21 protein-coding genes are annotated in these 25,589 nt (G+C 69.4%); 11 read left to right on the forward strand and 10 right to left on the reverse strand.

Going from position 1 to position 25,589, the window contains the following annotated elements; translation table 11 throughout:
• Both AB0389_RS36490 and AB0389_RS36495 read left to right on the forward strand, forming a co-directional pair.
• Positions 1 to 1,629, forward strand: a 1,629-nt coding sequence (locus tag AB0389_RS36490) for a hypothetical protein (protein ID WP_366399881.1), incomplete at its 5' end; no start/stop codon positions are given.
• Positions 1,630 to 1,654: 25 nt separating this feature from the next.
• Positions 1,655 to 2,335, forward strand: a complete 681-nt coding sequence (locus AB0389_RS36495) for a hypothetical protein (protein ID WP_366399882.1) — start codon at positions 1,655 to 1,657, stop codon at positions 2,333 to 2,335.
• Positions 2,336 to 2,939: 604 nt separating this feature from the next.
• Here the strand turns inward: AB0389_RS36495 and AB0389_RS36500 are convergent.
• Positions 2,940 to 3,341, reverse strand: coding sequence for an ATP-binding protein (locus AB0389_RS36500; RefSeq protein WP_366399883.1), 402 nt, complete (start codon positions 3,339 to 3,341; stop codon positions 2,940 to 2,942).
• 225 nt (positions 3,342 to 3,566) lie between these two features.
• Here AB0389_RS36500 and AB0389_RS36505 point away from each other — a divergent pair, with 225 nt between their 5' ends.
• The 4 genes from AB0389_RS36505 to AB0389_RS36520 all read left to right on the forward strand — a co-directional run bounded on the left by AB0389_RS36505 (position 3,567) and on the right by AB0389_RS36520 (position 5,789).
• Entirely contained in the window at positions 3,567 to 4,442 is an 876-nt protein-coding gene (locus tag AB0389_RS36505) for a helix-turn-helix transcriptional regulator (protein WP_366399884.1), read from the forward strand.
• Complete coding sequence (locus tag AB0389_RS36510; RefSeq protein ID WP_366399885.1) at positions 4,439 to 4,687, forward strand: DUF397 domain-containing protein; 249 nt, start codon at positions 4,439 to 4,441, stop codon at positions 4,685 to 4,687. Before AB0389_RS36505 ends, AB0389_RS36510 begins: the two co-directional genes overlap by 4 nt.
• The gene (locus tag AB0389_RS36515) at positions 4,684 to 4,872 is read left to right on the forward strand and encodes a hypothetical protein (RefSeq protein WP_366399886.1); all 189 of its coding nucleotides are present in this window, start codon (positions 4,684 to 4,686) and stop codon (positions 4,870 to 4,872) included. Before AB0389_RS36510 ends, AB0389_RS36515 begins: the two co-directional genes overlap by 4 nt.
• 158 nt (positions 4,873 to 5,030) lie before the next feature.
• A complete protein-coding gene (locus tag AB0389_RS36520) occupies positions 5,031 to 5,789 on the forward strand; it encodes a class I SAM-dependent methyltransferase (RefSeq protein ID WP_366399887.1) in 759 nt (252 codons plus the stop codon).
• Here the strand turns inward: AB0389_RS36520 and AB0389_RS36525 are convergent.
• From AB0389_RS36525 to AB0389_RS36540, 4 genes are all read right to left on the reverse strand, one after another.
• A complete protein-coding gene (locus AB0389_RS36525; RefSeq protein WP_366399888.1) occupies positions 5,778 to 7,811 on the reverse strand; it encodes an ATP-binding protein in 2,034 nt (677 codons plus the stop codon). The two genes, AB0389_RS36520 and AB0389_RS36525, sit on opposite strands and share 12 nt — an antisense overlap.
• A complete protein-coding gene (locus AB0389_RS36530) occupies positions 7,804 to 8,517 on the reverse strand; it encodes a DUF4255 domain-containing protein (protein WP_366399889.1) in 714 nt (237 codons plus the stop codon). The genes AB0389_RS36525 and AB0389_RS36530 overlap by 8 nt, the downstream gene beginning before the upstream one ends.
• 67 nt (positions 8,518 to 8,584) lie before the next feature.
• The gene (locus tag AB0389_RS36535; protein ID WP_366399890.1) at positions 8,585 to 10,714 is read right to left on the reverse strand and encodes an HYR domain-containing protein; all 2,130 of its coding nucleotides are present in this window, start codon (positions 10,712 to 10,714) and stop codon (positions 8,585 to 8,587) included.
• A 233-nt stretch (positions 10,715 to 10,947) separates the two neighbouring features.
• Positions 10,948 to 11,577, reverse strand: coding sequence for a response regulator transcription factor (locus AB0389_RS36540; RefSeq protein ID WP_366399891.1), 630 nt, complete (start codon positions 11,575 to 11,577; stop codon positions 10,948 to 10,950).
• A gap of 226 nt (positions 11,578 to 11,803) precedes the next feature.
• Here AB0389_RS36540 and AB0389_RS36545 point away from each other — a divergent pair, with 226 nt between their 5' ends.
• Positions 11,804 to 13,162, forward strand: coding sequence for a hypothetical protein (locus AB0389_RS36545; RefSeq protein WP_366399892.1), 1,359 nt, complete (start codon positions 11,804 to 11,806; stop codon positions 13,160 to 13,162).
• A 138-nt stretch (positions 13,163 to 13,300) separates the two neighbouring features.
• Here the strand turns inward: AB0389_RS36545 and AB0389_RS36550 are convergent, their stop codons facing one another.
• From AB0389_RS36550 to AB0389_RS36565, 4 genes are all read right to left on the reverse strand, one after another.
• On the reverse strand, positions 13,301 to 14,092 hold the full coding sequence (locus tag AB0389_RS36550; protein WP_366399900.1) for a DUF4157 domain-containing protein: 792 nt from the start codon (positions 14,090 to 14,092) through the stop codon (positions 13,301 to 13,303).
• A gap of 225 nt (positions 14,093 to 14,317) precedes the next feature.
• Positions 14,318 to 15,625: an amino acid permease gene (locus tag AB0389_RS36555; RefSeq protein ID WP_366399901.1), complete on the reverse strand. Its 1,308-nt coding sequence runs from the start codon at positions 15,623 to 15,625 to the stop codon at positions 14,318 to 14,320.
• Between the two features lie 246 nt (positions 15,626 to 15,871).
• Positions 15,872 to 16,042 (reverse strand): hypothetical protein, encoded by a 171-nt coding sequence (locus AB0389_RS36560; protein ID WP_366399893.1) that lies wholly within the window; start codon positions 16,040 to 16,042, stop codon positions 15,872 to 15,874.
• Positions 16,043 to 16,167: 125 nt separating this feature from the next.
• Positions 16,168 to 17,040, reverse strand: a complete 873-nt coding sequence (locus AB0389_RS36565; RefSeq protein ID WP_366399894.1) for an undecaprenyl-diphosphate phosphatase — start codon at positions 17,038 to 17,040, stop codon at positions 16,168 to 16,170.
• 304 nt (positions 17,041 to 17,344) lie between these two features.
• Between AB0389_RS36565 and AB0389_RS36570 the strand changes: the two genes are divergently transcribed.
• Genes AB0389_RS36570 through meaB form a run of 3 tightly spaced genes read left to right on the forward strand, consistent with a single transcriptional unit; the run spans position 17,345 to position 22,435 of the window.
• A complete protein-coding gene (locus AB0389_RS36570) occupies positions 17,345 to 19,231 on the forward strand; it encodes a methylmalonyl-CoA mutase family protein (protein ID WP_366399895.1) in 1,887 nt (628 codons plus the stop codon).
• Positions 19,231 to 21,441 carry a methylmalonyl-CoA mutase gene (scpA, locus tag AB0389_RS36575; RefSeq protein ID WP_366399896.1) on the forward strand — a complete coding sequence of 737 codons (2,211 nt, stop codon included), beginning with the start codon at positions 19,231 to 19,233 and terminating at the stop codon, positions 21,439 to 21,441. The genes AB0389_RS36570 and scpA overlap by 1 nt, the downstream gene beginning before the upstream one ends.
• 4 nt (positions 21,442 to 21,445) lie before the next feature.
• Entirely contained in the window at positions 21,446 to 22,435 is a 990-nt protein-coding gene (meaB, locus tag AB0389_RS36580) for a methylmalonyl Co-A mutase-associated GTPase MeaB (protein WP_366399897.1), read from the forward strand.
• Positions 22,436 to 23,176: 741 nt separating this feature from the next.
• On the opposite strand, the gene AB0389_RS36585 is transcribed toward meaB, so the two are convergent.
• Complete coding sequence (locus AB0389_RS36585; protein ID WP_366399898.1) at positions 23,177 to 23,989, reverse strand: VTT domain-containing protein; 813 nt, start codon at positions 23,987 to 23,989, stop codon at positions 23,177 to 23,179.
• 291 nt (positions 23,990 to 24,280) lie between these two features.
• Between AB0389_RS36585 and tuf the strand changes: the two genes are divergently transcribed.
• A complete protein-coding gene (gene tuf / locus AB0389_RS36590) occupies positions 24,281 to 25,450 on the forward strand; it encodes an elongation factor Tu (protein ID WP_366399899.1) in 1,170 nt (389 codons plus the stop codon).
• Positions 25,451 to 25,589 lie beyond the last annotated feature (139 nt).

Genomic DNA, 25,589 nt, shown 5'->3' on the forward strand with positions numbered 1-25,589 from the left:
AAAGGGCTCGCACTTTCTCGCCTTCCTCGGCCTGGCCGCCGCCCTGACCTGCTACAAGAAGCTCGCGAAACTTGCCACGTGAGACACACTCTTAATGGGATCAAGAAGAGGAAAGATCGAGACATCGAGAATGGAGAGACTGGAAACACCAAGAAGAGTCGCAATGTCAAGCAAGAAGCTCGGGAGCTTCTTGCGGGACCGACCGGAAAACCTCTTGATAATCAAGCGGAGCTCGAAGCGCTTGTATCCCGTGTATATGGACAGTTGCGATCGCGTGGCCTGAAATCACTTCGTCTGAAGCCTATTTCGTCGCCTGACGGAGTGAAGCGGTGGGAGATCATGGCCAGGGCGAGTGCTGCTGAAAAAGTAGAAGAAGCCCAGGTGGCTGATATTGATCCAAATATCTCCAAGCTCCTTCCTCCATATGGTGTAAAACTATCTCAAAAAATATCAAATAGATGGTGGACTGATCAGCTTGGACCTGCGCAGGCGTGGGACAGAATAGAAGTCCTTTCCGGGTTTGCAGGAGAAGCCATCGAGGAACTTGGCGAAGAGCGCACGGCGGAAAACCTGAAAGGATATTTTGACCCTAAAAAGAATGGCGGAGTGAATCGCAAAAAAGACGCAGGCTCCAAGGGGTTTACAAACTATGCTCTGCACGAGCTCAATCCGACTCCCGTGCATTCAACACGCCAGGCATTCTACGAGAAAATAGGAAAAAATGCGGAGGATATGCTCAGGGAGGGGGCTAAAGCTTCTGTAAAGGAAGGGGATCTCAAAAGAAAGCTCGATGCGCTCAACTTTCAGACAGATCATCAGTTTGGTAGGTTTTCCTCGCTGCCAGTTCCGAAGCGAGAACTGGATCCCAGGCTCAAACAAGCGGCCGGAGGGAGGGTGATTGAATTCCTCAAGGACATGGCACGTTGTGGGGAATCGGGGGGGCTAACGTTGAGAGATTTTAAGGTGCTCTGGGATGAGAAAGGTGTTGGCGAAAACCCGCACAGGAAATGGCTCAAGGAGGAATTCCGAGGAGAAGCGAAAGGTAAGCATGAGTGGATTCCAACCAATCAGATGCTCAAGATAGTCCAAACGGCGATCGATCAAGGATCAACTGAAAATTCTGTTGCCTGGATAGTGCTACAAGATAAGCTGCGCTCCTTCACTACAGATGTGATCTGGGAACTGCGAGTCACGGATAACATGTCCGAGGTTATGAGCCATGATATGGATGCGCATGTAGGTGCATTTATGACATATGATGGAAATCCCATATATAACGGCAGAGATCAGAAATGGCACAAGCCCTTGCGCGACTATTTCAATGAATTTATCGGCAATAATAAGTTCGGAACGCCGCTTGAATATCTCGCACACTTGCGAGAAATGCTGACCGCTGGTAAATTAATGTGGAAGGGGGGGAACGCGGGCGACTTTACTGCCGAACAGCGAACTTTGCCGGTAAGGGCAATTTATAAGTCTATTCATGTCAAAGGTGAAGTTACTGAGGAAACTCAGCGGGAAATCCCGTTGACGGTCGATGATCTTATAGCTGCACAGCAGGATGCGTACTATCGCGTGCTTGACGATTTCTTGTCAGCGGAGGCGCATGTCAAGAAGAGTGTACTCTGAATTCATACTCGGAGGAGTCTCGGCAATGGAACTTGATCCGGCAGTTGAAAAGGCGCTGTTCCGGGCTGTTGGTCATAGAGGTCCAATAACCCGGGAAGAGCGAGAGTCTATTACCGGCCTGAATATTCGGAACGCTGAGAATCTTAGTCGTTTAGACGGTTTCTCGTCGCTTAAGCGTCTCGTCATAGTAGGGTGTGACCCGATCGGATCAAATCTGTTCTCTGGCCTAGATGGTCTTCGTTCGCTGGTAGTCGAGGACAGCGGATTAAGGGAGATCTCCGAGGTTGGATCGACATCTCTGCTAAATTTTTCCATTCCGCGGAACTTTGTCGAAGACCTGGCTCCATTGCTTAGCATTTCCTCATTGCTGCAATTTGATGTTACCGGAAATCCGCTGTCTGAGTATTCGTATCGAGAAGTGATCCCTGAAATGATTCACAACGGCTGTCGCGTCCAAGCCTCTGAGGAGCTGGAATGGAAATTGACTCTGCGCTTGCACTCTGAAGGGGTTCCGATCTCTTGCTATGAAAGTCCTGATGGATATAGGCTTTGCCGTCCTGGTCTAGAGTTGACAGATTCGCCTCAATATGCCCATCCGGTAATATCTCTGGAGGACATTAGAAAATTACTGAGAGGGGATCCTTTGATGGCTCATGAATATTTTGATCAAGGTGATCGAATTCCATTTGGGTCTCGATCGGATTAGTCTCGATATTCATGGATTCATCTGGAATCTGGCGTTATCCACATGAATGATCGGGGCTAAACTGTTTTGCGGGTTTGTGTTCGGTGGTGTGAATCAAGGTGAGTATGGTCGATAATTCGAGGGTGGTAGTTATGGGCTACTCAATGGATGATGTTTCGCCTACCAGTTCAGTGCGGCGCTCAGGCGGTTCAAAGACGAGTAGGGTCGAGTTGATGAGTGACCTACCAAGGCTTGTATGAGTTTATGGACGGCGACATGAGGTCCTTGCTCTCCGTCACACCTCTTTGGTATGGGGCCCCGCGACGAGGACTTTTCCGGTGCGGAGGGTAGAAAGCCGGCCCGCTCGCTTACGTCGCATTCGTCCGTCTCACGCGGAACGCGTCCGTCTGAGTATCGCAACCCGGAACGCGCCAGGCCCGTTTGTCCGTTGCAGGCCAGCCCCTGGGTGGGTGCCGGGAGTGGGAAGGATGACGAGTTTGCCGTCGGGGGGCGGGTGCCGGGAGTGTCGGGGCCCGTGATACCGGTTCGGCGGCGTGGTGGCTTGGGATGGTTGGGTTCGTAGGCGCGTTGCTCGCGTCACCGCTCCTGCGCGGCTGGGGTTGCGTTACGGGGAGAGTGGGCTCGCGTTGAGGGTGAAGACCAGCGCCTTGCCGGTGAGGGTGGTGACTGTGGACCAGCCCGGGGCCAGTAGGTCCAGTAGTTCCAGGCCCCTGCCGTGTTGGTCCCACTCGGTGGGCGCGCGGCGTGTGGGGTGCGTCTTGCTTCGGTCGTGTACTTCGATCTGGATCGAGTTGTTGCGCGGGGCGTGGCAGATCAGGGCGAAGCCGCCGTTGCCGGCGTGCAGTACGGCGTTTGTTGCGGTCTCGCTCACCAGAAGCTTGACGGTGTCTCCGTCGATCCACGGGTATGGGGCGTAGGCGCGGGCCGCTATGGCTCTGGCCTGGGGGACGGCTGCCGCCGTGCCGGGGTAGCGCTCCACTGCCAGGACGTATCCACGTTCATCCATGACCATGACCCATGCCTCTCAGGCGTGCGGGACGTTGGGCTGCACACCGGAGTTGTTCGTGTTCGCGGTGCGTTTGGTCGAGTCTGGTGCGTACTCACGGGTGTACGCAAGCAGATGCCCGGGGATTCACTCCTTGGGGCTGCCGTGGCACAGCGTCGCGCTACCCTGCTGGCAAGGAAAGCTGGCAGGTTCAGCCCGCTTTGGGTCGAGGCTTCAGGGAGAGACGTGTCAACGAGCGGCAATGCCAACGCTCTTACCGCCCTCCGGGAGTTCGGTGACGAGCTGAGACGTCTTCGGGTCGGCGCCGGCTTCGCCACTCAGGCTTCGGCTGCCGCGAAGCTCAAGTGCTCCCAGAACAAGATCAGTTATGTCGAGGCCGGCAAGCGGTGGCCGGATGATGATCTGCTCAGGAGGATGTTCCGTGTGTACGTGGTGGACGCGTCCGCCCAGGCCGACATCAGGGCCGCTGTCCGGGTCGGGCAGTCCCTTGGCCGGCCGTGGTGGGAGGCCACCGCGTACCGGGATGTGTTCTCCAGCGCGACCATGAAGCTGTTCGCGCTGGAAGAGGCCGCCGGAACCATCCGGGTGCACTCCGGCAACTACGTGCCGGGACTGTTCCAGACGAGGGGATACATCGAGGCGCTCGTTGAGTTCGGGCTCAAGGCTGAGAGCGCCGCTCACCGTCGGCTCTTCACCGACGCGCGACTGAAGAGGCAGAAGGTCTTCGACAGGGCACACCCGCCTGCGGTCGACGCCGTGGTGCTTGAGGCCGCGCTGCGTGTGGTTGTCGGTGGTCGTGACGTCATGCGCGAGCAGCTCGGCTACTTGCGTTCTGCCGCGCGGCGACCGAACGTCACGCTCCGCGTGATCCCCTTCTCCGCGGGCGCGGCGGCGACGATGGGTGCGCCCTTTCAGGTCTACGGCTTCCCAGGAGCGGAGAACCGCAGCATCGTCATCCGGGAGACCTCGCGCAGCGACGAAGTCGCTGAAGACATTGATGAGGTTGAGCGGATGAGTAATCAGTTCGCTGATTTGGCCGCAGTCGCTTGTGGGCCGGACGAGTCGCTGAGACTGCTGGAAGAAATCGAGGATGCGCTGTGAACCCTGAGAGAGACGACCTCTACCTAGCTCCGCTCGACGGCACCTGGGTCAAGTCCAGTCGGAGCGGCGGCAATGGCGCCGCCTGCGTCCGCGTCATGAAGATAGCGGGCGGCTTCGCCGTCGATGACTCCAAGAGTCCCGACCGGGCCCCCCTCCGCTGCACCCACGCCCAGATGCGCGCCTTTCTCCTCGCGGCCGAGGGCGGCGCGTTCGATCAGTCGTTGAAGGCCCTACCAAGGCCATGAGCGTGTCACTGTCGGCCGCAGTGGCTGCGGCCGTGGAAGGCCACCTGCGTCATCAAGCGACCCTTGAGTACCTTGCCGCGTACGAGCAGGAGCATGGCGCTTTCACCGCTGAGGAGAAGCAGGAAGCCGCGGGCATCTGGGCACGTGCGGAGGAACTGGAGGGGCAGTCGCGGGGGGTCGGCTGACACGTGGCGGCAGCCTCGTTCTCTTGTTTATGTCTGAGTCGGTGCCGGACTTGGCTCGGGCTCGGGGGAGCTGGTGTGTGTAGGTCACGGGCCCGGAAGCCGGCGGCGCCTTGGAAAGTCCTTCGACATCGGGGCGCGGTCCGGGAATCCTGTGCCGCATGACGCAGGACGAACTCTGGGACCGTGAAACCGCCGACAGCTACGACACCCCCGGCATCGGCGCCTTCTCGCCCGAGGTGCTGGAGCCGACCGTGGATTGGCTGGTTGAACTTTCCGGTGGCGGGAAGGTGTTGGAATTCGCTGTTGGTACGGGGCGGGTCGCCGTGCCGCTCACGCAGCGTGGGGTGGACGTTGTTGGGGTGGAGATGTCTGCGGCCATGATCGACCAGCTGCGTACCAAGGTGGACGATGCTGCGCTTCCGGTTGTTGTGGGGGATATGGCCACCGTGCGCGTTCCCGGGGCCGGGGCGTTCCAGCTCGTCTATCTCGTCTACAACACCATTTCCAACCTCCTCACCCAGGCCGAGCAAGTCGCCTGCTTCCGTAACGCCGCCCGCCACCTCGCGCCCGGCGGGTGCTTCGTCGTCGAGCTGTGGGTTCCCGAGCTGCGGAAGCTGCCGCCCGGGCAGCGGGCCATGGTGTGGGAGGTTCAGGCCGGTTACGTCGGGCTGGATACGTATGACGTGCTGCGTCAGCAGGTCGTCTCGCACCACTTCCGGTTTGGTGAGGGGAGTCGGGAGGCGCGGCTGTTCCGTAGTCCGCACCGGTATATCTGGCCGGCCGAACTCGACCTCATGGCCCAGCTCGCCGGGTTCGAGTTGGAGTCCCGGCACGCCGACTGGGACAAGTCCGAGTTCACTGCCGAGTCGCGCTCCCATGTTTCTGTTTACCGGCTGCCCGCGGGCCTACGTCAGTAGGCTCATGTACTCGCCGAACTCCGACGCCAGTGTCAGTCGGCCCAGCTTCTGGTACTCCCGCTGGATCGCGTGGATCAAGGTCGGCATCGTCACCGGCGTGCCCGACTCCGCCGACAGATACGCGGCCGTGATCGCTATGGAGCGGATATTGCCGCCCGCCAGCTCGAAGGAGTCCGCGCAGAAGTCCAGGTCCAGGGAGGGGGACCGGGGGAGGGCGTCGCCCAGGGCGCGGTCCCACAGCAGGCGGCGGTGTTCCGCGTCCGGGATCGGGAAGTCGATCACAAGGTCCAGGCGGCGGGTGAAGGCGTCGTCCAGGTTGGCGCGGAGGTTGGTGGCGAGGATGGCCAGGCCGTCGAAGGACTCCATGCGCTGGAGCAGGTACGCGCTCTCGACGTTGGCATAGCGGTCGTGGGCGTCCTTCACGTCGGAGCGTTTGCCGAAGATGGCGTCGGCCTCGTCGAAGAGGAGGACGCCGTTGACGCCGGCGGCCTCGGAGAAGATGCGCTCCAGGTTTTTCTCCGTCTCGCCCACGTACTTGTCGATGACCGTCGCCAGATCGACCGTGTACAGGTCCAGGCCCAGATCAGCCGCTATGACCTCGGCCGACATCGTCTTCCCCGTGCCGGAATCGCCCGCGAAGAGCGCCGAGACGCCCCGGCCCCGGCCGCCGCCCGGGCGCATGCCCCACGTACCGAGGACCTGATCGCGGAAGCGGGCACGGGCCGTCAGTTCGCGGAGCTGGGCGTGGGCGTCGGCCGGGAGGACCAGGTCCGGCCAGGCGACCGACGGTTCGATACGGCGGGCCAGCCGGTCGAGCCCGGCCGCGTTCTGCGCGCGGGCGCCCCGGCGCACGTCCGTGGCGGACACCGGTCCTTCCGACAGCGCCGCCGTCTGGGCGGCTCCCCTGGCCGCGCCCTCGATCTGGTCCGGGGTCAGCAGGAAGGGGGACAGATGCAGGCCCACGTTCAGATCCGGCTCCAGCGGCGCCGGGCCCGGGTACGCCTCGCGCCAGAGCCTCGCCCGTACGGACGGTTCCACCCGGGGCGCGTGCAGGAGGAGCGGAGGGGCCGCCGCCGACCACGAGGCGTCCCACGGGACCCGGCCCACCAGCGCCGTCGGGAGTGGGGTGTCCGTCAACAGGCGCAGCAGCGACGGGTGTTCGCGGGACAGTGCGTCCACCGGCGCGCACACCAGCCCCGCGCCCGTCAGCCTGCCCTCCCGTACGAGCGCCCGCACCGCTTCCACCGGCGTGGGGTCCGCCGCCAGCCGCGCCAGGTCCAGACCCAGCACGCCCCGGCCCGTCAGGGCCAGCGCCGTCGCGGCCAGCGCCGTACCCGCGCCCCCCTGGTCCTCCCGCAGATACGTCAGGCGTACGCCGGAATCCAGCGCCCCGGCGAGCGCCTTCGCGTCCCCCACCCCCTCCACCGGATGCCATGGCGCCAGCAGATCGGCCAGCCTTGGGTCCGTCGTACGGTCGCCCAGCAGATGGGCCGTCACCCGGTCGGGGACGCGCAGCGCCCGCCCCAGGAACGGCCGGTCCGCGTCCTCCGCCAGCAGCAGCCCGCCCGCGCGCAGCGGCGCGTACGGGCCCAGCCGGGCGCGGGCCGCCGCGTCCGCCGGTGTCAGGCCGCAGAGTCCGAGCGCCAGGCCGATGGTCGGGCGGCGGCGGGTGACGTCGTCGTTCAGGTAGCCGTAGAACGCCTCGAACCGGTCGTCCAGATCCGGTACGAGCGCGATCAGCAGGATCTCCACGTCCAGCGCGGTGAGGCCGAACTCCGCCCTCAGCTCCGCCAGGGTGGTGTCCGGGGGAGCCTCGTCCGGGACCGGCGCGGCGAAGGGCCTTCCCTCCTCCAGCAGCCGCCGGACCGTCTCCTGCGTCAGATACAGCCCCCGGAACTCGTCCTCCGGATTCGGATCGGTCCGCCGCCTCGCCTCCACCGCCCGGCGGACGCGTTGCTCGATCCTCACCGCGCCGTCCAGCAGCTCCCTCAACTGGCCGTGGCCGAAGCTGTGTTCAGTCATTGGTGCCGTGTGTCTCCGTGATGCGCACCGACAGGCCCGGCCTGCCTGGGGGCGGGGCCGCGGGCTCTCTGTCTCCCTGCCCGGACTTTCCTCCGTACACCGGCAGCCCGGCCCCGCTCCCGCGCCCCTCCGGCGCGTGGTCCCCGAACACCACGCGCAGCCCGTCGTCCCGTACCGGAGGGCCCGCCGGGTACGTCGGCGACGCCGTCACCGGCACACTGACCACCAGGTCCAGCGACGGCTTCAACTCGCCGCCCAGCGCGCTCCACACATCCGCGAAGGAACGGTCCTCCGGCGGCGGCAGCGCGATCGACATCGGTACGGCGGCCCCGATGTCCGCCAGCGTGCCCGTCACCCGTTCCGGCGGCAGCGCCTCGTAGCGCAGCAGGCAGACCAGGAGTGAGGAGAGCAGCCGGTGTTCGTCCTCCGGGCGCTTGGTCCAGGCCGTGATCAGGTACGACAGCTTGAAGAAGCGCGGCGGGCGGCGGCGGGCCACCACCGCGGCCCCTTCGTACTCGTTGTGCAGCCCGCGCTCGCGCCGGCGGATGTCCTCGCGGATGTCGTAGAGATACAGATTGACCGTCGGCGCGTTCACCTTGGCCGCCCAGTCGCGCGTGGGCGCGTCGAAGACCACGGCGATCTGTGCGCCCTCCAGCACCTCCGCCCGCAGCAGCGTCCGCAGGGCGTCGTCCACCTCATGAATCACCGGTACGTCCCTTCCGGTCGTACGTACGTGATCAGCCGTACGTACGTCGTGAGTCGTACGTACGTGGTCATCCGCGGCCCGCGAAGTCCGGCGGCTGGAGCGTGCGCGGGACCACCAGGACCGGTCTCTCCAGCCGGGCCAGGTCCCTGACGCTCGTACGGAGCTTCCGTGGGCCCAGCACGTCCTTGCGCAGCACCAGCACCTGCGCCTCGAACGTCCCGTCCCGGCCCGTCACCACCGGCTGCCCGGCCGCCGCGGTGATTCCCGCGCTCCAGGACAGCCCCACGGTCGCCCCCGGCGGGAAGTCCGTGCCGCGCGCCACCACCACCTGTCCCGGCTCGGCGACGGCGGGTACGACCGTCAGCTTCGGCTGGAGGACCCGCAGGCGGGCCCGCGCGGTGTTGTTCTCCGGACTGCGGTCGGGCAGCGTGGCGATGGCTGTCCCGTGGACCTCGGCGTCGACCGCCGTCCGGTACCTGGCCCGCTGGGTGACCTCGATCCGGCCGCCAGCCGGGATGGTGCACGGCGCGGCGGAGGTGCAGCGCGTCAGCCGCGCGAGCGTACGGTCCGCCGCCTTCGGCGTCTTCGGCCAGGCGGTGGTCAGGACGACCCCGGTCGCCGTCTCCGGGCCCGCGTTGGCGAGGGTGAAGCGGGCGGTGGCCGGGCGCCCCGCGTAGGTGGTGGCGGGCGTGATCCCGACTCGTACGGAGACATCGGCCGTCGGCGGTACGGGAGTCGGGGCCGGCGGCGCGGGCGGTGCGGGCGGTGCGGGCGTCGGCGGCTCCGGTGTCGGGGGAGGCGTGGTGGGCGGGGGCGGCGGTGGCGGGTCCTGGATCACCTCCACGACCGACTCCGCCGTGCCGGTGTTGCCGGCCGCGTCGGTGGCCGAGCACGTCACCTGCGTACGGCCGACCGGGAAGACGGAGCCCGACGCGGGGACGCACGCGACCGGCAGCGGACCGTCCACGGCGTCCTCGGCGGTGGCGGTGAACTCGACGCGGACGCCGGCCGGATTAGTCGTCCGGACCGTACGGTTGTCGACGGTGACCACGGGCGGCCCGACGTCGCTGACGTCGATGGTGATCGTCTGGATCAGCTCCGGGTCGGGCACGGCCTTCGGGCCCACACTTTCCGTGCCCGGCGCGCCGCCGGCGCCCAGTACGAACTGGACCGTGCAGGTCAGCCGCGTCCCCTGCGGCGCGTCCGCGGCGACCTCGATCGTCTCGGCGAAGTCGGCGATGCCGCCGCTGGTGACCGTCTGGACGGGCGGGGTGAGGGTCACCGTCAAGGCGGGGTCGCAGGCGTCCAGTTGATGGCCGACGGCGGTGGGCAGATTGCTGAGGCCCGCCACGATCGCCTCCACGACCGCGTCCGAGTCGACGCCCTCGATCATCGTGCCGTTGGTCTCCCTGATGACACGGTCGGCCTGGCCGGGGTCGATCGGCGGGACGTCCCGCTGATCCGGGAAATTCGGGTTGTTCGCGAACCCCGTGCCGTTGAGGCCGTCGCCGATATCGGTGTCGATGTCCACGCCCACCACCCGGATGCCGGCGTTCTGGAGCGCCGGGATGGTGTCGTTGAGCGTGTGCCCCATGCTGGGGTTGTGGCTGGAGGCGTCGCCGATCAGGACGATGATGGGGCTCGCGTCCTCACGGAAGACGGTCTCGCCGCCGCTGCCGTGGGCGATCTGCCACAGACCGTTGATCCAGTCCTCGGCCGGGCCCATGCTGAACGCGCCACGGTGGTTGTCGAGCAGGTTCACCCCGTCCCGGACCTTGCCGAGGTCGTCCGTCAGCCCTTGGAGGACGGTGTAGACCTCGCCGCTCTCGGCATCGACCTCCTGGTCGCCGTACGTCGCCACCGCGAAGCGGGAGTCGGGTTGTCCGGCACGGACCCGCTCCGTGATGACCGGCAGATCCGTCTGGAGCCGCCCGATCGCCGTGTCCATGCTGCCCGTCCCGTCCACCAGCAGCACGATGTCCGGCTTTGCCGGGATCTCCGGTGTCAGCACCCGCTTCTCCACCGCGAGCGACCCGCCCGGATCGAGCCGCTCCGTCACCACCGCCGGGGTGACCGGGTTCAGGGGGTCGGGGGGCTCGGCCGCGGAGCCGGTCACGCTCCCCGCCACGAGCAGCAGCAGTGCGAAGGGCAGTACGCGCAGGGCCCTCGCGCCCACCCATGTCCGAGATCGCCGCACGGAACCCTCCCCCACCCGCGTCCGTTCACCGGCCACCGGCGGCCGGCCCGCGGGCTCCCACCCTTCACGCCTCGCGCTCCCCGGTCAGGGGAGCGCGAGCCAGTTCTGCGGGAATCGGATCCTGCCCTTTCGTGCACCCGTACCGGGAGGTCGATTGATGCGGATTCGGCCGCTCTCCATCGGATCTCCACAGATCATCGCGGAATGAATACCGGGCCGGTCGGGGCCGGTGCTCAGATCAGTCCCTGGCGCAACGCGTAGGCGACCGCGTGAGATCGATTACGTAATTGCAGCCTGGTCATGACGGCGTGCAGGACGTTCTTTATCGTGCGCTCGGAGTACGCGAGCTTCGTCGCGATCTCCGCGGTGTCGTACCCCTCGGCGATCAGCCGCAGTACATCCATCTCCCGAGAGGAAAGGCCGGTGAAGTGCAGGCCGCGCGGTCCGAGAACCTGACCCTGCAACCGCCCCACCTGCTCCAACAGCCGGCCGAGAAGATCGGCGGGTACATGCCCTTCGCCTTTTGCCACGGAAACGATCACCCGGACCAGATGATCCGGGGTCGCCTCCGCGCGCCGTACGACACCGGCCACACCGCACTCCGCCGCGCTGACCAGCTTCTGTTCGTCGATTTCCGTGGCCACCAGCACTCCGCGCGCCGTTCCGCCGCGCTGAATGGCGCGCAGCATACGCAGTGCTTCCTCGTCGATCACATCCACCACCACGACGACGACCTGTGGCGTGAGTTCCCCTTCATTGAAGCCGGTCAGCATCACCTCTGGTCGGGCCCGCAATTGGCTGGCCACTCCCGCCTGGGAGATCGGATCCTGCGCCCGCAAACCAACGATCGTGCGTTCTGTCATGAAATTCCCCCTCCGCGCATGCGAGCCAACGCGTCATCTCGGGCCGTAAGGGGCCAGGCGGCGGTAACCGCGGGTGCGGCCGTAGTCGCCTTACGCATCGGCAGTTACTCCTTTCCCATCCCATGAGGATATGAAATCCGGTCCCGCCCGCCGGGCAGTACTTCTGCCCGAAAGTGTTCCTGTCCGGCCGCTGTTCGCGGGAATGGGCGGATCTACCGTGCCCCGTATGAGTGTTACGGCCAGCCTCGACGCAGCGACCGTCACCGCAGAGCCGGGCGGTCGGACGGATGTCCCCCTACAGATCCTCAACTCCGGCAGCACCGTGGAGGAGTACCGCTTCGAGGTGATCGGAGCGTGTGCGGCCTGGGCGACGGTGGAACCGCCCGCTCTCTCGCTCTATCCGGGCGCCACCGGTACGGTCACCCTCCGGCTGGGCCCGCCGCGCGATCCCTCGGTGCCGGCGGGGGAGACCCCGTTCGGGGTGCGGGTGACGCCGACGAGCGACCCGGGCGCGGCGGTGGTGCCCGAGGGCACGGTGACCGTCGCGCCGTTCACCGAGGTCACCGCGGAGCTGGTGCCCCGCGGTTCGAGCGGCGCGTACCGGGGCCGGCACCAGCTCGCCGTGGACAACCGCGGCAACGCGCCCGTGACCGTACGGCTGACCGGCAGCACCGGCACCGAGCGCGCCAAGGTCGAATTCGCCGTCGCCGAACTGCTGATCCCCTCCGGCCGCGCCGACTTCGCGAAGCTACGGGTGCGGCCGGCCGGCCGGATCTGGCGCGGGACCCCGGTCACCCACACCTTCCAGGCGTTCGTGGCACCGGTGGTGGCGGAGGGCCAGGAGGCGCCCGAGCCGCTGACGCTGGACGGATCGTACGAGCAGCAGGCGATCCTGCCGCGCTGGCTGCCCCGCGCCCTCATGCTCGCGGCGGCCGTGCTGATCGCGCTGGTCGGGCTCTGGTACGCGGTGCTGCGGCCGGCCGTGAAGTCGGCGGCCAGGGAGGCGATCACGCCGGAGGTCGTCGCGTCGGCCGCGGCCAGGACCCCGTCCCCGAGCGGTGCCACGGGCGGCAGCGGTGACGGAAGCGGGAACGGGAACCCCCAGGAAGGCGGCCCGGACAGCGGCCAGGTCGCTCCCTCGCACGGCAGCACCACGGGACCGGCCGCCAGCACAGGACCTGCTGACCCGGGCGGCAGCGGGAACGCCTCAGGGACCCCGACCAGCGCCCGCGTCGAGGTCAAGGACGCCGTCGGCGGATCGGCGGCCAGCGGCTCCGCCTACAAGGTGCCGGGCGGCAGCGTCTTCGCGCTCACCGACATCGTCGTCCAGAACCCGCAGGGCGACGCCGGCACGCTCACCGTCCTCAGCGGCGACGCGCCCATCCTCCGGTTGGCGCTGGAGAACTTCCGCGACTCCGACTACCACTTCGTCACCCCGATCCTCGTGGCGTCCGGCCAGGAGGTCACCATGACGGTCGACTGCCGGCAGGTCGGCAAGCCGGTGAAGGCCCCGACGCCGACGAGCTGCTCGCAGTCGCTGCTGGTGGGCGGCACACTGCGGCCCGACATCGCGCCGGCCGGCTAGGCGCACGTACACGCCCGGCGGCCCGGCGGCCCGGCGGCCCGGCGGCCCGTCGGTATGACGGAGGGGTACGGCACGGGCCGCGCGCCCGTGCCGTACCCCTCCGTCATGCCGTCTGCCGCCGTGCAGTCATGGCCGCCGTCAGGCCGACGGCTCCTCTTCCTCCTCCTCGGCCTCCTCCTCCGCCCGCTGGACGAAGGAGCCCTGCACATCCGCCGGTTCCTCGTCCTCGTCCTCCGCCGCCTCGCGCTGCACGGACGGCGCGGCCGGCCGGTCCGCCAGGGACTGTACGGACGGAGCCTGCGCCGCCGGAGCGGGTCCCGGCACCGGCGCCGGGCCCGGGTCGGACGACATGACCCGGTCGGCGTTGGCCGCCGCCTCCTGCTCGAAGCGGTCGGACGGGTCGCTCACCCGGATACCGCCCGGCGCCGCCGAGCCCTCGACCGGGCCGTTGCGCTGCTGCACCACATGCGTCAGCTCGTGCGCCAGCGTGGTGCGCCCGGCGGAGGAGGACGGGTCGTAGCTGTCGCGCTGGAAGACGACATGATGGCCGACGGTGTACGCGTGCGCCCCGACCGCCTTCGCCGAGTCGTGCGCCGCCGAGTCCGTGTGCACCCGTACGTCGGAGAAGTCGGTGCCCATCCGGCTCTCCATGTCCGTACGGGTGTCGGTGTCCAGCGGGGAGCCGCCGGTGGAGATCACGTCGTGGACGGGCGAACGCTCCTCCGCCGCGGTCGCCTCCACCGCGGGCTCCGGCGCCTCCTCGGCCGCCTCTCTGCTGAGCACGGAACCGGCCGCGCTGTTGCCCACCGCGCGTTGCAGGCTCGCCATCCCGGCCGTACCGACGACGTCGGACCGCCCGGCCACCGCAGCGCGGAAGAGCCGCGCCGTCGTGCCGCCGTCCCTGGCGTCCGCGTCGCCCCGGGGGCGCATGGACTCGCTGTGCTCGTGGTCATGCTCGTGTTCGTGGTCGTGTTCCGGGCCGTGCCGCCGCTCGTGTCCGGGCATCTCCGCCTCCTCCGACCGTGCCATGGCCGCGCCGCGGGGTGGCGGACCTCTCCACCGTCCCAGCCTGGCGCCCCGGTCCGCGGACCGTCCAGCCCGCCGCTTCGCGGGCATGGGGCACCGCGCGCTGCCTCATGGGGCAACCGGGACGGTTTACGCGGCTCCGGCCCCGGCTCCGGCCTCCTGGCGCCGCCCGCGCAGCCACACGTACACCGGAATCCCGGCGAACAGGAACAGCACGCCCTGGTAGACGGCCGCGTAACCGGCGCCCGCGATCAGCCAGAAGGAGAACGCGAAGGAGAGCGCGGCGACGATGAGATCGCGGGTCAGCCCGGCCGGGCGCACACGCTCGCGCGAGCCCTTCGCGAGCCAGTAGAGCTGGGCGGCGGCCGACAGGAGATACGGGACGCAGCCGGTGAAGGTGGTGATGAGGACGAGCACCCGGAAGGTCGCGTCCGGGCCCGCCGCGTAGTTGAACGCGATCAGGACCGTGCCGAGCACCGCGCAGGCGAGCACCCCGAAGGTGGGCACACCGCCCTTGCTCTCGCGGGCGAACGGCGCGGGGAAGAGCCCGTCGCGGGCCGCCGCGTACGGCATCTGCGCACTCAGCAGGATCCAGCCGTTGAGGCAGCCCACCATCGACACGACGGCCACCAGCGCGATCACCGTGCCGCCCCAGTGGCCACCGGTCATGGCGTTGACGGCGTCGGCGAACGGCGCGCCCGACGAGGCGAGTCGGCCATGCGGTACGAGACCGAAGACGGCCACCGTGCCCAGCAGATAGACCAGCGCCGAGCCGACCGTCCCGAGCACACTGGCCCGCCCGACGGTCCGCTCGGGATCGCGTACCTCGCCCGCGCTCATCGCCGCCGACTCCACGCCGAGGAAGCTGTAGAGGAGCAGCGCGCCCGCGGCGGCGAGGGCCCCGGGGACGCTCTCGCCGGAGGCGTTGAAGGGGCCGAAGTTGTCGGTGTCCATGAAGAAGAGCCCGACCGTGGCCACCAGCAGCAGCGGTACGAACTTCAGCACCGTCGAGACGACCTGGACGGCGCCGATCCAGCGCGTGCCCGCGAAGTTCGCGGCGGCGGGCAGCCAGAGCGCGGCCAGCGCGACCGCCGCTTCGAGCACGTGGTTCCCGCCGAAGGGGAGCAGTACGGCCGCGTAGCCGACGGCGGCGACGGCGAGCGCCGCGATGCTCACCCAGGTCATCGTCCAGTACGACCAGGCAGAGAGGAATCCGGCGAACTCACCGAAGGCGTCGCGCGGATACACGTAGAGCCCGCCGGTGACCGGGCTGCGCCGGGCCAGCTTCCCGAAGAGCAGCGCCAGCAGTACGGCGCCGGCCGAGACGACGAGCAGCGCGATCAGGCTGACCGTGCCGTACGGGGCGACCGCGGCCGGCAGCGCGAAGACACCGCCGCCGATGATGTTGCCCATGACCAGAGCGGTCGCGGCGACCATGCCGAACCCCTTGCCCTTGCCCTGGGGGCGGGCGGGGGACGACGGGTGCTCGGTGTCCGTGACGGGAGCGTGCCCGGCGGAAGCGTCCCCGGCGGGAGCGTTCCCTGCGGGGACGGGTGGCGCGGACACGGGGTCGGTAGCAGGCATAACGCGGGATGGTATGCCTGCTACCCGATAATCGCCTGAGTGTCCATATGTCGGATATGTGGTGTGACGGGGGCTCGCCCGTAGGCCGGCCGGAGTGCGCTACGCGGCCGCGTCGACCTCGGCGTGCAGGGCCTCGGCCCACTCCAGGAGGAGCACCTCGTACGCCTCCGCGGGCCACGCCCCGTCGGCCGAGTCAACGAGCGCGCGAATGCGCTCGTTGGCCGCCGCGGCGCCGGAGACCCGGGAAGCGGGTGCGGAAGAAGAGGACATACGACCACCCTAGGGCCGGGGGCGTGCGCCGGTGACCGTTCGGGGCGCGTTCTTGGTCACACTCCGCGCTCCCCGCGTGACACAGAACACGCCGGAAGCGCGCAACCCCGGGAATCGGCCGGGCGTCAGCCGGCCGACTCGCCCGCGTGCGGGCTCAGCGTGTCCGTCCCGACCAGCACGAACAGGGCGATGCCCAGCAGCACCCGGTAGACCACGAACGGCATGAAGCTCTTGGTGGTGATGTATTTCATGAACCATGCAATCACCGCATATCCCACCGCGAACGCGATCACCGTCGCGAAGACCGTCGGCCCCCACACCACATGCCCGTCCCCCACGTCCTTCAGCTCGTACGCGCCCGAGGCGAGCACCGCCGGAATCGCCAGCAGGAACGAGTAGCGCGCCGCGGCCTCGCGGGTGTACCCCATCAGCAGACCGCCGCTGATCGTCGCGCCGGACCGGGACACGCCCGGGACCAGCGCCATGGCCTGGCAGAAGCCGAAGATCAGACCGTCCCGGACGCTCAGCTCCCGCAGCGTCTTGCGCTCCTTGGCGACCCGGTGCCTGGCACCCGTCTCGTCGCGCGCCGCCAGCCGGTCGGCGAAGCCCAGGACGAGCCCCATCACGATCAGCGTGACCGCGATCAGCCGCAGATCCCGGAACGGGCCGTTGATCTGGTCCTTGAGGGTGACACCGAGAACCCCGATCGGGATCGACCCGACGATGACCAGCCACCCCATCCGCGCGTCCTGGTCCCGGCGCATCTCCTTGTCCGTCAGGGAACGGAACCAGGCGGAGAGGATCCGCGCGATGTCCTTCCTGAAATAGATCAGGACGGCCGCCTCCGTGCCGATCTGGGTGATCGCCGTGAACGCCGCCCCGGGATCCTCCCAGCCGGCGAACGCCGCCGTCAGCCGCAGATGCGCGCTGGAGGAGATGGGCAGGAACTCGGTCAGTCCCTGGACAAGCCCGAGGACGAATGATTCGAACCAAGACATGAGGTACTACGCCATCCAAGAAAGGTATATGCACTGACCGGTCGAAGCGCGGCGCAGTGGCGAAATGAGGCTTACGTTCCGGTCTCCGGCAGCTTAGCCCCCGAGGGTTACGGGACAGTGGCAGGCACCTGAACGCCACGGAGCGCCGCGGAGCGCCCACTTCCCGCCCACTTCCCCGCCCACCCGCGCCGCACCCCGCCTCTGACGCCCCGTGAAATCACCTGACCTGCCGCGCGATGGGGAGGGAAAGGTCACAGTGAGGCGCTCTCCTGCGCTTCCGGCGGGCTGCCCTACGATCTGGGCCATGACGGTCCTGCCTGAAGACGGGCTATCCCTGGCAGCAGAGTTCCCCGACCCGACCCGCGAGCAGTGGCAGAGCCTGGTGGCCGGTGTCCTGCGCAAGTCGGGCCGGGACCTCACCGGACCGGCCGCCGAGGACGCGCTCGCCACCGCACTCCAGGACGGGCTGGTCACCCGCCCGCTCTACACCGCCGACGACGCGCCCGCGGACGCCCCCGCCGCCGGATACCCCGGCTTCGCGCCCTACACCCGGGGAGGCAGGGCCGAGGGCGGCACCGTCTCCGGCTGGGACGTACGGCAGCGGCACACCGGCACCGACCCCGCGCGCGTCAACGAGGCCGTACTCGCCGATCTGGAGAACGGCGTCACCTCCCTCTGGCTGGCCCTCGGCGGATCAGGGGTACCGGCCGAGGCGCTGCCCGCCGTCCTCGACGGCGTCTATCTCGACCTCGCGCCCGTCGCCCTCGACGCCGGCGAGGAGTTCGGCCCGGCCGCCGGCGCGCTGCTCCGGCTCCACGACGAGCGCGGCGTGGACCGCGACGCGGTACGCGGCACCCTCGGCGCCGACCCGGTCGGCACCCTCGCCCGTACGGGACGGGAGGCGGCCGACGCCACCGCGACCGCCACCGGACTCGCCGCGCGCTGCGCCCGCGAGTACCCCGGACTGCGCGCCATCGCCGTGGACGCCCTCCCGTACCACGAGGCCGGCGCCTCCGACGCCCAGGAGCTGGGCTGCTCGCTCGCCACCGGCGTCGGCTGGCTGCGCGACCTCACCGCCGCCGGGCTCACCGTCGAAGAGGCCTGCGGCCAGCTCGAATTCCGTTACGCGGCCACCGCCGACCAGTTCCTCACCATCGCCAAGCTCCGCGCCGCCCGACGGCTCTGGGCCCGCGTCGCCGAGGTGTGCGGCGCCCCCGCGCCCGCCGCCGCGCAACGCCAGCACGCGGTGACCTCGGCGGTCATGATGACCCGGCGCGACCCGTGGGTGAACATGCTCCGCACCACGGTCGCCTCCCTGGCCGCCGGCCTGGGCGGCGCCGACTCCGTCACCGTCCTGCCCTTCGACCACCCCCTCGGACTCTCCGACGCCTTCGCCCGTCGGATCGCCCGCAACACCTCCACCATCCTGCTGGAGGAGTCCCACCTCGGCCGCGTCATCGACCCGGCGGGCGGCTCCTGGTACGTCGAATCGCTCACCGACTCCCTCGCCCACGCCGCCTGGGACTGGTTCCAGGAGATCGAACGCGCCGGCGGCCAGCGCGCCGCGCTGCGCTCAGGACTCATCGGCGAACGGCTCGCCGCCACCTGGCGGGAGCGCTCGGCGAAGCTCGCCACCCGGCGCGAACCCATCACCGGCGTCAGCGAGTTCCCCCAGCTCGGCCAGGCCCCCGTCGTACGCGACGCGGCGCCGCCCGCGCCCACCGGCGGACTGCCGTCCGTCCACCGCGACGACGCGTACGAGGCGCTGCGCGCCCGCTCCGACGCCCACCTCGCCGCGACCGGCGCCCGCCCCCGCGTCTTCCTCGCCGCCCTCGGGCCCGCCGCCGCCCACACGGCCCGCGCGGCCTTCGCCGCCGGCCTCTTCCAGGCCGGCGGCATCGAACCCGTACACGACCCGGTGTCCGTCGACGCGGACACCGCCGCCGACGCCTTCACCCGCAGCGGCGCCGCCGTCGCCTGCATCTGCTCCAGCGACGCGCTGTACGCCGAGGGCGCCGCGCCCGTCGCCGAGGCGCTCACGTCCGCCGGCGCGCTACGGGTGTTCCTCGCCGGACGGCCCGGCGACCGACGTGAGACATATCTTCAGGCCGGAGTCGACGAGTTCGTCGTCGCGGGCGGCGACGCGGTCGCCGTCCTCACCTCCGTCCTCGACCGGATGGGAGTGGCGTGATGCGGATTCCGGACTTCTCCGAGATCGAACTGGGCTCCGGCGGCGGCGCCGGAACCACCGAGGACCAGTGGCGGACCGCCGTCAAGGAACACACCGGCGCGGCCGACCACGAGCTGTACTGGGACACCCCCGAGGGCATCGCCGTCAAACCCCTCTACACCGAACGGGACCTGGCGGGCCTCGACTTCCTCGGTACCTACCCCGGCATCGCCCCGTATCTGCGCGGCCCCTACCCGACGATGTACGTCAACCAGCCCTGGACCATCAGGCAGTACGCCGGCTTCTCCACCGCCGAGGAGTCCAACGCCTTCTACCGGCGTAACCTCGCCGCCGGCCAGAAGGGCCTCTCCGTCGCCTTCGACCTGCCCACCCACCGGGGGTACGACAGCGACCACCCCCGGGTGACCGGCGACGTCGGCATGGCGGGCGTGGCCATCGACTCGATCTACGACATGCGTCAGCTCTTCGACGGCATTCCGCTCGACCGGATGAGCGTGTCGATGACGATGAACGGCGCTGTGCTGCCCGTCCTCGCCCTCTACATCGTGGCCGCCGAGGAACAGGGCGTACCGCCCGAGAAGCTGGCCGGGACCATCCAGAACGACATCCTCAAAGAGTTCATGGTCCGCAACACCTATATCTACCCGCCCAAACCCTCCATGCGGATCATCTCCGACATCTTCGCCTACACCTCACGGAAGATGCCCCGCTACAACTCCATCTCCATCTCCGGCTACCACATCCAGGAAGCCGGCGCGACGGCCGATCTGGAGCTCGCCTACACCCTCGCCGACGGAGTCGAGTACCTGCGGGCCGGCCTCGGCGCCGGACTCGACGTCGACGCCTTCGCACCCCGGCTCTCCTTCTTCTGGGCCATCGGCATGAACTACTTCATGGAGATCGCCAAACTCCGCGCCGCCCGGCTGCTCTGGGCCAAGCTCGTCAAGAAGTTCGACCCGCAGAACGCCAAGTCCCTCTCCCTGCGCACCCATTCACAGACCTCCGGCTGGTCCCTCACCGCGCAGGACGTCTTCAACAACGTCACCCGCACCTGCGTCGAGGCCATGGCCGCCACCCAGGGACACACCCAGTCCCTGCACACCAACGCCCTCGACGAGGCCCTCGCCCTCCCCACCGACTTCTCCGCCCGCATCGCCCGCAACACCCAGCTCCTCCTCCAGCAGGAGTCCGGCACCTGCCGCGTCACCGACCCCTGGGGCGGCAGCGCCTACGTCGAGCGGCTCACCTACGACCTCGCCCGGCGCGCCTGGCAGCACATCGAGGAGGTCGAGGCGGCCGGCGGCATGGCCCAGGCCATCGACGCCGGCATCCCCAAACTCCGCGTCGAGGAGGCCGCCGCCCGCACCCAGGCGCGCATCGACTCCGGCCGCCAGCCCGTCATCGGCGTCAACAAATACCGCGTCGGGACCGACGAGAAGATCGACGTGCTCAAGGTCGACAACTCCTCCGTCCGCACCCAGCAGATCGAGAAACTCCGCCGGCTGCGCGCCGAACGCGACGAGAACGCCACCCAGGACGCCCTGCGCGCACTCACCGCCGCCGCCGGGGACGGCGCCCGCCCGGGGCCCGGCGGCCTCGACGGCAACCTCCTCGGCCTCGCCGTCGCCGCCGCCCGCGCCAAGGCCACCGTCGGCGAGATCTCCGACGCCCTGGAGAAGGTGTACGGGCGCCACTCCGGCCAGATCCGTACCATCTCCGGTGTGTACCGCCACGAAGCAGGCACCTCCCCGGCCGTCGAACGCGCCCGCACCGCCGTCGACGCCTTCGAACGCGCCGAGGGCCGCCGGCCGCGCATCCTCGTGGCCAAGATGGGCCAGGACGGCCACGACCGTGGTCAGAAGGTCATCGCCACCGCCTTCGCCGACCTCGGCTTCGACGTCGACGTCGGTCCCCTCTTCCAGACGCCCGACGAGGTCGCCCGCCAGGCCGTCGAGGCCGACGCGCACATCGTCGGCGTCTCCTCCCTCGCCGCCGGCCACCTCACCCTCGTACCGGCGCTGCGCGAACGGCTCGCCGCCGAGGGCCGTGACGACATCATGATCGTCGTCGGCGGGGTGATCCCGCCCGCGGACGTCCCCACCCTCCTGGAGATGGGCGCCGCCGCAGTCTTCCCGCCCGGCACGGTCATCCCCGACGCGGCCCTCGACCTGCTCGACGCGCTCTCGGCGGCGCTCGGCCACGAGAGGTGACGGCGTGCCGCCCCCGATCGACGTCGACACCTACGCCAAGGGAGTCCTCGACGGCTCCCGCGCGTACATCGCCCGCGCCATCACCCTCGTGGAGTCCACCCGCCCCGACCACCGCCGCCTCGCCCAGCAGCTGCTGACCCAGCTCCTCCCGCACTCCGGCAACGCCCGCCGGATCGGGATCAGCGGCGTCCCCGGCGTCGGTAAATCCACCTTCATCGACGCGCTCGGCACCCTGCTCACCGGCCTCGGCCACCGCGTCGCCGTCCTCGCCGTCGACCCCTCCTCCACCCGTACCGGCGGCTCCATCCTCGGCGACAAGACCCGCATGGAGCGCCTCGCCGTCGACCCGGCGGCCTTCGTCCGGCCCTCACCCACCGCCGGCACGCTCGGCGGCGTCGCCAAAGCCACCCGCGAGACCATCATCGTGATGGAAGCCGCCGGATACGACGTCGTCCTCGTCGAAACCGTCGGCGTCGGCCAGTCCGAGACCACCGTCGCCAACATGGTCGACACCTTCCTCCTCCTCACCCTCGCCCGCACCGGCGACCAGCTCCAGGGCATCAAGAAGGGCGTCCTCGAACTCGCCGACGTCATCGCCGTCAACAAAGCCGACGGCCCCTTCGAACGCGACGCCCGCGCCGCGGCCCGCGAACTCGCTGGCGCGCTGCGCCTGATGCACCCCGTCGACGCGGCCTGGACGCCCCCGGTACTCACCTGCAGCGCACGCGAGTCCACCGGGCTCGACACCGTCTGGTCCCGCCTGGAACAGCACCGCGAAGTCCTCGCGGCGGACGGCCGCCTCGCCCGCAAACGGAGCGACCAGCAGGTCGACTGGACATGGACGATGGTCCGCGACCACCTGCTCGACCGGCTGCGGGAGGACCCGGGGGTACGTCAGCTGGCACCGGAGCTGGAACGGGAGGTACGAGCGGGCCGCCTGACGGCAACGCTTGCCGCGGAGCGGCTGATCGAGGCGCTCTCGCCTCCCGGCTAGGGGGCCGTGGGTTGTCTTGGGCTTGGCCCGGTTCGCACCTGCGGGTGCTGGCGGGTGCTGGCCGGGGGCCGGGGTCCGCCTCGGGCTCGGCCCGGTGCACACCTGCGGGTTGTCGCCGGGTGCCCCTCCGGGGGCGGGGGCGCCTCCCGGCGAGGGACCGTGGTCCGTCTTGGGCTGGGCCCGGTGGGTACGTGCGGGTTGTTGCCGGGTGCCCCTCCGGGGGCACGCGCCCGGACTGCACGATTTACGCCGCGTGGCGGGCCGGTCCGTATGCGCGGGTCTCGTTCAGCGGCACAAATCGCGCTTTACGTCCGGACACATACCCCCTGCGGTGCCCCCTTCACCACCCGTCACAGACCCACCGGGCTTGGCCCGGGACGTTTGCGCGCGGGCCGTCCACGACCGGAGGGGGCCGGGGTCGCAGGAGGTGACGTCCCCGGATGTAGAGCGTGATTTGTGCCGCTGTACGCGCCCGCAGTCGACCGATATGCCGCACGCGGCGTAAATCATGCATCCGGGGATGCGCCTCCGGAGTGCCCCGGCCCCCGGCACCGGGACGAACCGGCCGCACAGCACCCACCCGGCCCACGACCCCCCGCCGGGAGGCGACCCGCCCCGGCCCCCGGCACCGGAACCAACCGGCCCGTACACCGAACCGCCAAACCCACGGCCCCTCGCCGGGAGGCGACCCCGCCCCGGCCCCCGGCACAGGGCCGCACCGGCCGCACCGGCAACGCACCGTCAAAGACCACGGCCCCTCGCCGGGAGGCGACCCCGCCCCGGCACCCGGAACCGGCCGAACCGGCCGTACCCCGTACCACCCGGACCCACGGTCCCCCTCCGGGAGGAGACACGCCACGCCACGACCGCCGCCCCCACCCCCGTCAGCACGATGAACCCCATCGCGCACAGGAACAGCGGCGACATCGGCGAGGACGCGCGGCTGCCGGCGATGACGTAGGCCGCCGTGTTGGGGATCGAGCCGAGCGCCGTCGCGGTCAGGAACGGCGTCCAGCCCATCGTGGAGACGGCCGCGCCGTAATTCGCCGCGGCGAAGGGTACGCCGGGGAAGAGCCGGATCGCGAGCATCGAGCGGAAGCCGTGGCCGCTCAGCTGGCCGTCGGCCGCCTTCAGCCAGCGGCCCCGCAGCAGTGGCCGCAGCGCCTCCTGGCCGAGGAGGCGGCCGAGGCCGAAGGAGAGGCCCGCGGCGAGGACGGTTCCGGCGAGCGCGGCGGCCAGCCCGTACGCGGAGCCGAGAAGCGCGCCCGCGGCGAGGTTCAGCAGGGGGCGCGGGACGAAGGCGACCGCGCACAGCCCGTACGCCACGGCGAACAGGAGCACCGCCGCGCCGCCGGCGACCCGGGGTGGCCAGCCGTCGGCGAGGAGCCGCTGGGGTTCGTACAGCAGGACGACCGAGAGCGCGGAGGCCAGCAGGGCCACCAGCAGGGCCAGCCGTGACCAGGGGGAGAGCAGCGCCCGGGACCAGCGGACGGCGCGGCCGGGGGGAGGCCCGGCGACGGAGCCGGGGGCGGGCCCGGTGGCGGTGTCGAGCATCCCGGGAGACTAGCCGACGCGGATGAACCGCGGTGCCGGGGCCACGGGAAAACCGTTCGACGCGGCGTCGACGATGCGTCAGGATCAGGGGCATGTCCCGGTACGTCTTCCTCGCAGCGCCGTCCGCAGTCGCGGACGCGCCGAAGGCTGCCGCGGTGGAGGCAACCGCATCGGCGCCCTTCGGCGGCGCCCGAAGCTGACCCTTCCCGGATCGTCCGGCGGACCCCGCAGGGGGAGGGTCGGCAAGGCTCAGGGGTCCCGCTCACCGCTTCGAGCACAGGGACAACGATCATGCCCAAGACGGCATACGTCCGCACCAAGCCGCATCTCAACATCGGCACCATGGGACATGTGGACCATGGCAAGACCACTCTGACCGCCGCCATCACGAAGGTCCTCAGCGACCGGGGGACCGGCACCTACGTGCCGTTCGACCGGATCGACCGGGCTCCGGAGGAGGCCGCGCGCGGGATCACCATCAACATCTCGCACGTCGAGTACGAGACGGACACCCGGCACTACGCGCACGTCGACATGCCCGGTCACGCCGACTACATCAAGAACATGGTGACCGGCGCGGCCCAGCTCGACGGGGCGATCCTGGTCGTCTCGGCGCTCGACGGGATCATGCCCCAGACGGCCGAGCACGTGCTGCTCGCCCGTCAGGTGGGGGTCAACCACATCGTCGTGGCGATCAACAAGGCGGACGCCGGGGACGACGAGCTGACGGACCTGGTGGAGCTGGAGGTGCGCGAGTTGCTGACCGCCAACGGGTACGGGGGCGACGCGGCCCCCGTCGTACGGGTGTCGGGGCTGCGGGCGCTGGAGGGCGACCCCCGCTGGACCGCGTCCGTGGAGGCGCTGCTCGACGCCGTCGACACCTATGTGCCGATGCCCGTCAGGTACACGGACGCGCCGTTCCTGCTCCCGGTGGAGAACGTCCTGACCATCACCGGGCGCGGCACGGTGGTCACCGGCGCCGTGGAGCGCGGCACGGTGCGGGTCGGGGACCGGGTGGTGGTGCTGGGCGCCGACCAGGAGACGGTGGTGACCGGTCTGGAGACCTTCGGCAAGCCGATGGAGTCCGCCGAGGCCGGTGACAACGTCGCGCTGCTGCTGCGTGGCATGCCGCGCGACGCGGTCCGCCGCGGCCATGTGGTGGCGGCGCCGGGCAGCCTGTCGCCCAGCCGGCGCTTCCGGGCGCGGGTGTATGTGCTCTCGGCGCGCGAGGGCGGCCGCACCACCCCGCTGACCAGCGGATACCGGCCGCAGTTCTACATCCGTACGGCCGATGTCGTCGGTGACGTCGACCTGGGCGAGGTGGCGGTCGCGCGCCCCGGCGACACGGTGGACCTCACCGTGGAGCTGGGACGCGACATCCCGCTGGAGGCCGGACTCGGCTTCGCGATCCGCGAGGGCGGCCGTACGGTCGGTGCCGGTACGGTCACGGAGCTGCTCTGAGCGTCGCGGCCCCGGCGTGGGGGGCCGCCGCCCCCCCGGGGGGGGGGGCCCCCCGCCCGGCGCCCGGCGGGGACGCGGGGGGTGGGGAGGCCCCCCCGGGAAGCGCCGGCGCCCGCCCCCGGCGGGCGCCACCCCCCCC

It is taken from the genome of Streptomyces sp. NPDC093109 (genome assembly GCF_040701725.1).
In the GTDB taxonomy this organism is placed as follows: domain Bacteria; phylum Actinomycetota; class Actinomycetes; order Streptomycetales; family Streptomycetaceae; genus Streptomyces.